9 protein-coding genes and 1 pseudogene are annotated in these 8,328 nt (G+C 56.1%); 1 reads left to right on the top strand and 9 read right to left on the bottom strand.

Annotated features, from left to right (window positions below):
* From ACRXB1_RS23880 to ACRXB1_RS23855, 6 genes are all read right to left on the bottom strand, one after another.
* Positions 1-277 (bottom strand): site-specific integrase (locus ACRXB1_RS23880; protein WP_449493433.1); only part of this gene is annotated, 277 nt, incomplete at its 3' end.
* Positions 278-529: 252 nt separating this feature from the next.
* Positions 530-820 carry a hypothetical protein gene (locus ACRXB1_RS23875; RefSeq protein WP_449493432.1) on the bottom strand — a complete coding sequence of 97 codons (291 nt, stop codon included), beginning with the start codon at positions 818-820 and terminating at the stop codon, positions 530-532.
* A gap of 67 nt (positions 821-887) precedes the next feature.
* Positions 888-2,789, bottom strand: a complete 1,902-nt coding sequence (locus ACRXB1_RS23870; RefSeq protein WP_449493431.1) for a DUF262 domain-containing protein — start codon at positions 2,787-2,789, stop codon at positions 888-890.
* Positions 2,790-2,986: 197 nt separating this feature from the next.
* Complete coding sequence (locus tag ACRXB1_RS23865) at positions 2,987-3,511, bottom strand: ATP-binding protein (RefSeq protein WP_449493430.1); 525 nt, start codon at positions 3,509-3,511, stop codon at positions 2,987-2,989.
* A 13-nt stretch (positions 3,512-3,524) separates the two neighbouring features.
* Positions 3,525-3,929 carry a hypothetical protein gene (locus ACRXB1_RS23860; protein ID WP_449493429.1) on the bottom strand — a complete coding sequence of 135 codons (405 nt, stop codon included), beginning with the start codon at positions 3,927-3,929 and terminating at the stop codon, positions 3,525-3,527.
* Between the two features lie 4 nt (positions 3,930-3,933).
* On the bottom strand, positions 3,934-5,409 hold the full coding sequence (locus ACRXB1_RS23855) for a GNAT family N-acetyltransferase (protein ID WP_449493428.1): 1,476 nt from the start codon (positions 5,407-5,409) through the stop codon (positions 3,934-3,936).
* Between the two features lie 685 nt (positions 5,410-6,094).
* Between ACRXB1_RS23855 and ACRXB1_RS23850 the strand changes: the two genes are divergently transcribed.
* Entirely contained in the window at positions 6,095-6,754 is a 660-nt protein-coding gene (locus ACRXB1_RS23850; RefSeq protein ID WP_449493427.1) for a carbonic anhydrase, read from the top strand.
* A gap of 264 nt (positions 6,755-7,018) precedes the next feature.
* On the opposite strand, the gene ACRXB1_RS23845 is transcribed toward ACRXB1_RS23850, so the two are convergent.
* The 3 genes and pseudogenes from ACRXB1_RS23845 to ACRXB1_RS23835 form a co-directional block, all read right to left on the bottom strand.
* Positions 7,019-7,201 (bottom strand): hypothetical protein, encoded by a 183-nt coding sequence (locus tag ACRXB1_RS23845; protein WP_449493426.1) that lies wholly within the window; start codon positions 7,199-7,201, stop codon positions 7,019-7,021.
* 100 nt (positions 7,202-7,301) lie between these two features.
* Entirely contained in the window at positions 7,302-8,033 is a 732-nt protein-coding gene (locus ACRXB1_RS23840; protein WP_449493425.1) for a tyrosine-type recombinase/integrase, read from the bottom strand.
* Positions 8,034-8,197: 164 nt separating this feature from the next.
* Positions 8,198-8,326 (bottom strand): annotated as a pseudogene (locus ACRXB1_RS23835) (catalase); the annotation flags it as partial.
* Positions 8,327-8,328: the final 2 nt, after the last annotated feature.

Raw genomic sequence — 8,328 nt, 5'->3', positions numbered from 1 at the left:
TGGGTGCGTCGAGCAGCGCGCGCGCCTGGTGGTCACCGAGCGCCGGCGTCTTGCCTTCATTGCTGTCGACCCTCGGGCGCTTGGCGCCCTTCACGGGGTTGAAATCGACCGCGTTCTTTTCACACAGATATTCAAAGAGCGATGACAGCGCCGCGAGCTTACGGCGGATCGTCGCGCCGGATAGCGCCCGGTGTTCGAGCGTCTTGCGCCAGGCGAGCACATGCGAGCGCGTGACGATGCGAAACTCGTTGGGCTGCTGGATTCCGGAAAACATCATGAAGTCGCGTAGGTCGGTTTCATACGCGCGCCGGGTGCGCGGGTTGTCCAGGTTGGCGAACCACTCCGCTTCAGGCCAACCTTGACTAGTCGTTCGTGCTTACAGAGCATATATCGCGCTGACCTTACGCATGGATCGCGGTGTGCCGCCGACCTGCGATTGCCACCATGGCACCGTATCGCGCAGTCGACTTTCGGCCGGTGTGAAGGTGTTCGATACAATAACTCCCCTCGCTAGACGTTCGCGGCGGCCTCACAACTGCTGTAGCCGCCACGAGGCTGCATCTCTTTCTGCTTTGGCAAACAAGGATACAAACACCGGATCCAACATGATGTGCTCCACTGAGAGATCCAGCCGCCCCAACTTCTTCAAGCTCATGAGGCCGTCTTGTAACTCTCCAGAGATAACCAGCTTCCGAGCAAGTCCGACACCGCCGTTCTCTTTGAGCATTTGCTCGAACCTATGGGGTGTGTATCCCAACGCATAGCACTGAGCAAGAGCGTCCTTGATTCGCGCCGTGAATTGATCCGACAAGGTGCTCATCTGAATCTCCCAAATAATAAAAACGTTCGCTATGGCACATGTTAAAGACTTTCACGACGGTTCGGATTCAAGTGCCCACGCTGGGAATCTCTTCACGTGCAACATCGGGCCAAATCATTAAAAGATGTCCGAAGAGATGCTCGGTACGTTTAGCTATAGCCCCTTCATCCCACGAATCCGCCTCGGTACCGTGGAAATACTGGCTCAAATTGAGCTTATTGAACTTAAGCAGTTCCGGCCGCTTGACGCTCCACGCCGCATTTGACAGAGCCGGATTGAGGCTGCTCGTGATTAGCGTAAGATTACCCAGCTTGTTCACCGTTTCCTGGCGAAACGCCTTTGCTTCCAGTTTCTTGACTAGATCTTCTGCAGTGTCGGACGGTAACGGCCAGTGCGCGCTCCATGACTGCGGCATGACGTGTTCGATGGTCAGGCCCGACGGAAGCGGGAGCGCTTCCGTCTTGGATGTATATGCGTGCGCATCGAGTGCCTCGAGCACTGCACGAACCTTGTACTGAGCCAGGCGTCCGTACAAGGGCTGGTGGAATATCGCGGTCCTCAATTCGTCGTTGCCAGGAAAGCGTGTGCTATCACCACTCCCCTTTCGCAACTGCGCTTCAACGCTTACGGCCGATACGCCTCCTTCCTTCTCAACAGCCTTGATAAGGTCAACAAACAGGCGGTTGTAGTTTTTCGGCGTAAGATTACAGATCAGCCTGCGCATCAAAAATGCTTCGAGCACCGCGAGCACGCGATCGAACTCGTCCTTATGACTCGGCATGAGCGTTGCGTAGGCGTATAGCAAGAACGGATAGACAGTCGCGGTATCTACCGCCTCCAATCGCCGGATAAAGAGCGCAAGACGCTTGTGGTCGCCAGGTTTCAAGAACTTCTGAAAGATTCCAGCGAAGCGTGCCAAATGCTCTATGTTTGCAGCCGGGCTGGCCGGGTAGTCGTTTGAAGAAGCTGTCGTCGAGTCAGCATGGTTCACGAAGGCCTTGAATGCTGTGAAAAGGTGTGCCGAGCGCACCTCCTCTCGCGTCATCATGGTCAGATAGTGACTAATGAAGAGATCGATTCTTGGCCGGTTTAGACGCCCCTGCTTGATCGCCTCTCGCCAAAACTCGGACTCAAAGCTCTGCCAGTATTTCGTGTTGAGCAGCTCAACGTCCTCGCCCTCGATTACCGCTTTTCGAAAAAGAAAATTTTTGATTAGATCTGCTGGAAGCAGATCAGCGCCGCGAGCATTCAGGGTTTCGAAGATGACTTGCGTCTCATCGTTTTTATCCAGATCGATCACGACAAGTTGAAGGCATTCCTTGATGACATGCCACAGCGTTTCGAGGCGCTGATCAAGCGACTTTTTCCCCAGCGTCCCAGCGTCGTCGGCGTCGTCCATTGCCCCCGAAAGCCATCCACCCAAGCTGACGTAAAAGTAGTTGTACGCGTCGATGATACGATGACTACCTTCATCAATGGCGACTTCGTTGACCAGTGCGTCCCTCAGCGCGTCTGGTGAGCCAGCCGCGTGAACAAGTCTAAATGCCGGTCGATCGCTGTTCGTCGGTAAGACCTTATAAAGTTCTTCGTCGCGATCGATCTTGGAGCGTTTGTTTTCGACCAGATCCAAGAAGCGATCATGATATTTATTTTTGCCGCAGTGTGCTGCGTGGTCCCTCGCCGCCATCAGAAAGATCTGCAAAGTGGTGAAGCGTTGCTGCCCGTCGATTACCTGCCGGGTCTCAATGGACCCAACCGAATTTGGCAATTGTTCAAGTACGACTGCACCCATGAAATGAGGATGTACGACTACACCACGCAGATGTCTATCGAGAAGTGACTGGATATCCTCCCAGAGAGGCTCCCAATTGTCCTTGGAATTCCACACGTAAGGCCGCTGGAATAGGGGCACCTGGTAGGTGACGGTCTGATCAAAAATGCGTTCGAGTTTGCGCGTATTGGCGTCCATGGTTCCCGTTAGTTCCTTTGTATCTGTCTGGCCAGCGTCGTTGTTCGATTGTCCGTTCGATCACATTAGGCATGCAAGCGCTAATTCAGATCACGGCTCCTCCTACCTATCCCGGCGAAATGCAATGAGGCGTTCGGCTATTCCAAACCACGCACGTACCGGGTTGTTGCGCCTTCGCACGTGCGCTAAAGCAGCTATTATTTCATCAGCGTAGCAACCGTCTCATCGAAGCACCGAGGCGTCGGCGATTCGATTTTCCGGTACCGAATGTTCAGATGCGAACACACACGTTCTGCGTGCTTGCTCTCTTCTGCGATGAAGCGTGCGATTTGCTGAAAAGCCCATGATTCGTCTCCGCGAGCCTGTAGTCGCAGCGCAATCTGTTCGACACTCGCCTCAAGGAGCACGACGCCCACACACGCCAAGTCACGAAAGACCTCTGGCGCAAGTAACACCGGTTCGCCGTCGCCACCACGCAGCACAAAATGTCCGTCAAGCAAGAGCGTCCTGCCTGTCGCTTGGATGCGCGAGACGGCAGCAACTAGAGCGCGCTGATTCTCGTCGATCCCGTCCACGCGCTTGTTAGCGTCCCATGAGGCGGCGCCTCGCTCCTTCCGGATGAGCTGACTCGCGGTAGCATGGAGAAGACCAAGCCGCTCACTCGCTGGCTTCGCAAGAAACGTCTTCCCAACGCCATGCATTCCGGCAACGAATATGGTCATCAGATATCTCTGGTCACGAGCCGGCCGATTCAATGCTCTTCAATTCCACCTCTGTCAGGTAGCGGAACGACTGTGGTGGCGAGAAATTCTCTATAAGTGATCCAGGATCGATGGGTTTCCGCATCCTCTTAACCTTCCCTAGTATGACCGCGTATCCCTTTGACTTACCTGAGAAGTAGTCGAACAGCTCTCGCCTTGTAAGACCACCGCCGTGACTCCGACAGTATTCCCAGAGCTTGCTAGGAGACGCGTGAATGACCTCCTCGACCGGCACTGTTGCCACAAGGCGTTGTTGCGGCGAACTGGCATAGATCACAATCAGCCCGACGTCTTCCCGCGCCCACGATCTGCGAAACTCGACAAGCTTTTCGCGCGACAGAATGAGATTGGAATATTTCGGTTTGATCGACAGCAACACGGCCCTACCGCCCTGCGGCTGCGAGCACTCTGGAAAAAGCGTCATCCTGAAGTTCACGAATGGATTGTATGGGGCCAACGATGCCTTCCTGCTGAAGGCGAGCATACGGCACTGGGTCCGGCAGGTGTTCAACGAGTCGAAATAAGATAACTTTAGTCCGCCGCGTTGCCATCTCTACGATCTGCTGCTGGCTGTAGACCGTGCGGCGACTGACAAGGCTCGCGATTCTAGCTGCGTCGGCGAGCACATCAAACCGATCGACCACACCAATCGACGTGGCGGCCTTCTCATCGCCCGTGCGGTAGAAGAGAACCACGTCCCCAGCGCTGATTGCGTTCGTCTGTGCATGGCAAAGATAGGCAAGCTTGATCGCATTGCCCACGCTGCTGGGTGGCGCAAACAGACGTTGCTGATGCGGATGGTAATCCGGGAACAACGTATCGTGGAATGGTGGCTGGATCGGGATGATAAATTTTCGGACAGATCGGTCCCGCCGGAAGTGAGGAAAGAAACGGCGGTTGTATTCGGGCGCGGGTAGCGCCGGTAAGTTCGGTGCACTCTTGGGGTGTTCCTTCACGAGCACAGAATCACCCATGTACGTGCCTATTTCGCCAAACCCATAGTCCTGAAGAAGCCGGATGAGATAGTCGTGCCTCTCCGCGTTCGCGTGAATAAACACGTGCTCGCACGCGTTCTCCGTCGCGTAACGGAACGATGCCTTCAGAAACAACTCACCAATCTTGCGGCCGCGAACGGTCTCGCCAACTTTGAATGTGCAAAGTTTCAGCGCAGGCCCGACCAGCTTGGTTCCGGCCTCTGTGATCTGCTCGTCATGCTGAACGGCATAGATACATATCGCCGCCAGCCTGCCATTCTCGTCCTGATACACCCACGCTCTGCGATTCTCGCGAGCCTTGCGTCTGAACCACTCGTCAAATTCCGAGCCGCCGTATCCGTCACGCAAGCTATCGAAGAATGGCAATGCCAGGATCGGGGTAAGGCTGTGAAGTGGGACATCTTCGATATTCGGTAACGCTATCTGCCGGGGCTCGTGCAGTCGACGCAGCCAGTCTTCGGCAGTTTGAATTGTATAGACCCGCTCTCCAATACCCCTGAGACGCGCCTTCACATGAATTCCACGATCCTCGGTTACGAGAGCATGAACCGCATCGCATTCCAATGCGTACAGGATTTCGTTGTCGCATGCGTCGTTCGGCGAAGTTTCGGCTGTATTCCATGGACAGGGCGCCGCGTGGTCCAGCATCGAATACTGCGCCAATCTCTCCAGGTTTCGGTGCTTCCTCGCTCTGTCCGGGTCGCGTTTAAAATCTGCAACCGTCGCGGCGTGATAAAGCAACTGGTGACCGCCCAGCCCGGCAAGTCGAACAAAGTTGGCCAGGTTGCTTTCCAAAACCTGGTAGGTATCCTGGAGGGGAATTAATACATTCGTGTCAAGCAGGAACCGAAGTCGCATCGACATGCTTCGCCTCCGGCTGGCTAGCTACTCACGATGCTACTGAGCAGCCAGCCCATCGGCAAGCCCAATGCCACCGCAACTGATGCCGGAATATGTCTTTGCTGCATGAAGCTCCCGTTAGTCCATTAAGTTGCGCTCAAAATACCCAGCGCCTTTTTGCTTTCTCGGCATGTTATATCAGGCAGGACTTACATTGACTTAGGCTTTACACCTGCTCAATAGAGCAGTTAACCCTTAGGCTTATGGCAGATTTGCCGCTGCGCGCTCCGATCCGGTGGGTTGTATGCGCAAAGAAGATGTTCATTGGCGGCGGATTCGATAATAGGGAACGTTTCGGTGAGGGCTAGCGTCTTTTCGAGTATCGCTAGGTCGATTCGATTGTCGGAGATTTTCGCATTGAGGTCGAAGGTCCGTGCCTGGCCGTTGACCGCCTATCAATTCCGCATCGACTCTGAACCATTGAAAGGCTGCAGCCAACGTCGAGACGACCTGCATCGCTTTTTCCAAGCTAGCGGAAGACAAATGGTAGCCACAAGAGAGATCGAGACATGCATTGCGCAAGTCGGGAATTTTGAGGCGGCGTCGATCGACACCCACCCACGATGTCGCCGATAATAGCGGTCACACCGGTGCGATGGCGTACCGAACCCCGGTGCCCGCATCCGACATTTGACTGTGAAGGGACTCAATGCGTGAGATTATCGACGGCTTTCTGCGATTTCAACGTGAGGTCTATCCGCAACGGATCGAACTTTTTCGGCAACTCGCGACGACGCAAAGCCCGAAAGCGCTGTTTGTCACCTGCTCAGATAGCCGTGTCGTGCCTGAGCTCCTGACCCAGCGGGAACCGGGCGAACTATTCGTGATCCGCAATGCCGGTAACATCGTTCCGTCCTATGGTCCTGAACCCGGCGGCGTCTCGGCCACCGTTGAATATGCGGTCGCAGTGCTTGAGGTTCAGGACATCGTAATCTGCGGCCACTCGGACTGCGGTGCGATGGGTGCAATTTCACGCTGTGCGTGTCTGGATCATCTGCCGGCTGTCGCTAATTGGCTTCGCCACTCGGACGCTGCAAAAGCAATCAACGCGGCACATCAATTCGACACGCCTCGCGCGAAGCTTGACGGCCTTGTACGCGAAAACGTGATCGCGCAACTGGCGAATCTGCGCACGCATCCATCGGTGGCGCTCGCGCTCGAACAAGGGCGCATGAATTTGCACGGCTGGGTCTACGATATCGAAATGGGTCGCATCGATGCGCTTGACGGCGAAACACGACGTTTCGTTCCACTTTCGGATTCGCCGACCACCGTTGCAGTCGCTGCGCGAAAAGAGAAACAGATTTGACGGCGGCCGATGGGTTGAGCGTGGTCGGATCACCTGCGCAATACCATCGCCTCTGCCAAAGTTAGCGAAACGGACATTGCCTCTGTCGGGCAAGCTTTTGAGGGACAGCGTCGTCCTGCTGCCTGCGCTCCGAGCACCCGATACGCTGATAATAAGCTGGTGAAGTCTGGTTTAACCTAGCGTTCATCGCCGACGACATCGCCAAAGAGATCGGATGTGCCTCCGCTGGGTTGTGACACTGGCATTCGGCCACTTCGCACTTGATCAAGCGTTTCGTGCGGCAACCAAGTTTCTTCGATGACGTCGATCCCGCGCTCGATCATCTGCTGCAGAAAAAAACGACTGCTTGCGCCCCGTCGTCTCGGCCAGCAGACGCAGTCGTTGCTCGATCTGCGGATCAATGCGCACTGCGACAACAATCAACTTGTTTTCGGCGCTTCTTCTCACTGTGAACTCCGGTGGTCCATTCTCGTTCGCGATCGCAATTTACGAGCATCTTTCCGGCATTATTCCTCGACGTCGGAGAAGTCGCAGTAACACGCGTACGCTAGGCGCCATCTTCTGAATAGTATTTTGCCGCTTCTTCGAGCATGCGCTGCCGCTCGGCCTGAACATAGATCGACGTCGTCTGCAGCGACGCGTGCCCGAGAATCCGTTGCGCTACATCGATCGGCATACCGCGGGCAACCGTCTGGGTTCCAAAAGTATGACGGAACGCGTGCGCCGAGGTGGCCAGCAGTTTAACGTGCGCATCGTGGGACAGCGCTCCCTCCCGCAATAGCCCCTCGGCAATGCGTCTGACCGACTCGCGTACGAGGCGCGCCAGTGCATCGGCCGCATACGGTGCATGAGGCCGGTGGGACGCCCCGTCCTCCCCACACGACGCATCGCGATGTTTAGCCAGCGACGCATCGGTCCCGTTGATTACGACGGGCGCAATCAAAGGACCCTGCGCCCACGCCGCATCGAAGTCTAGTTCCCGATCCGCCCAGTGCGCACGTAGCGCGGCGACGGTCGCCACGTTCACCGGCACCGTGCGTTGCTTGCGGCGTTTGCCGATGACGCCAAGCGCCCACACCGGACGTTGCTCGGCCGCTGAGCCGGTTGACGAGTCAGTCGGCGATTTGGTCGGCGAGCCGGCCGCCGTGGCAACCGCGACACTCAAATTTTCACGACGAGCGTTGGCCGCTTCATCACGCCGCACGCCCGAGTTCCCCATCAATAAAATCGCCGCACGCGCGATGCGCCACTGGCGCGCTTCGTCCTCGGTCGGCGTCAAGCCGCCCAGATCTTCGCCGTTGCATCTGGCATCCAGTTCAGCGCGCACCCGGGTCCAGAGATCGGTAGATAGCGCCCGCTCGACATGCACCTCGACCTCGCGCGTGATCGTCGTCGGATCGGTGACCGCACTCCATGGATTGCCGGCCAGATACCGGACGGTCGTGAGCCTGCTCCTTTGGCATGCATTCGACGCTCTGGAATAACTTCCCGATCAAAATGTGCGAGTTTCTCGAGCAGCCATACGTCCTGAAGTAATGTGGGTCCGCGCCGTCCGGCGGTCAAGATATTCACAT

This window comes from Caballeronia sp. M23-90, from assembly GCF_053574605.1.
The sequence above is the reverse complement of the archived record's forward strand: the minus strand, read 5'-3'. Positions and strand labels throughout refer to the sequence as shown.